Raw genomic sequence first — 1006 nt, 5'->3', positions numbered from 1 at the left:
GTCACCCTGGCCGCGCTGGCGCTGCGGCTGTCCGTTTTGTCCTAACCGGAGAAACCGTCATGAGCAGTATCAAGATTTACCATAACCCGGCCTGCGGCACGTCGCGCAACACGTTGGCGCTGATCCGCAACAGCGGCGCTGAGCCTGAGGTGATTTTGTATCTGGAAACGCCGCCCAGCCGCGAACGGTTGATTGCGTTGCTGGCCGAGATGGGCATGACGCCGCGCGCGTTGCTGCGTAAAAACGTCGCGCCTTACGCCGAGTTGAAACTGGACGAGACTCGTTGGAACGATGATCAACTGATCGACTTCATGCTGCAACAGCCGATCCTGATCAATCGCCCCATTGTGGTGACTCCGCTTGGTACGCGTTTGTGCCGTCCGTCGGAGGCGGTGTTGGAGATTCTGCCGGATCCGCAGCGTGGCGCTTTCAGCAAAGAGGACGGAGAGCCGGTGATTGATGCGCAGGGCCACAGGATAACCAACGGCTAATCGCTGTGGCCCCGCATTTCATTCAATCAGTGCAGTTCGGCGCCGCTGCGGTCGGCCAGCGCTTCCAGCAGCGGGGCGGAAGGCACGAAGAACAGGGTGCCGGTCACCGCGTGGCTGAAATCGAGCAGCCGATCGTAGTTGCCGGCCGGGCGGCCGATGAACATGTTTTCCAGCATCTGCTCGATCGGCTGCGGGGAGCGTGCATAGCCGATAAAGTAGGTGCCGAATTCGCGCAGGCCGGGGCGGCCGAACGGCATGTTGTCACGCAGAATTTTCACCTCGTTGCCTTGCTCGTCGGTGATGGTGGTCAGCGAACTGTGCGACGACGACGGTTTGACCGCTTCATCCAGCTCGATGTTGGACTGCTTATGGCGGCCGATGATCTTCTCCTGCGTTTCCACGCTGAGCGAGTTCCAGCCCTGCATGTCGTGCAGGTATTTTTGCACCAGCACATAGCTGCCGCCGCTGAACGCCGCGTCTTCGTCGCCGATCACCGTGTAGTCGAAGGCTTCGTG

2 protein-coding genes are annotated in these 1006 nt (G+C 60.4%); one reads left to right on the top strand and one right to left on the bottom strand.

Features of this window, described 5'->3' with window-relative positions; all coding sequences use genetic code 11:
- Positions 1 to 59 precede the first annotated feature (59 nt).
- Positions 60 to 491 carry a glutaredoxin-dependent arsenate reductase gene (arsC, locus tag AB0H42_RS35995; RefSeq protein WP_025303339.1) on the top strand — a complete coding sequence of 144 codons (432 nt, stop codon included), beginning with the start codon at positions 60 to 62 and terminating at the stop codon, positions 489 to 491.
- A 26-nt stretch (positions 492 to 517) separates the two neighbouring features.
- On the opposite strand, the gene AB0H42_RS35990 is transcribed toward arsC, so the two are convergent.
- A partial coding sequence (locus AB0H42_RS35990; RefSeq protein ID WP_357064408.1) for a Dyp-type peroxidase occupies positions 518 to 1006 on the bottom strand: 489 nt, incomplete at its 5' end.

It is taken from the genome of Nocardia sp. NPDC050799 (genome assembly GCF_040654015.1).
In the GTDB taxonomy this organism is placed as follows: Bacteria; Actinomycetota; Actinomycetes; order Mycobacteriales; family Mycobacteriaceae; genus Nocardia.
Note: the sequence above shows the minus strand (reverse complement) of the source record. Positions and strands in the feature narration are given on the sequence as shown.

Coding starts and splice junctions, on each gene's coding strand:
- arsC (WP_025303339.1), top strand. CDS start 60: ATGAGCAGTATCAAGATTTACCATAACCCGGCCTGCGGCACGTCGCGC.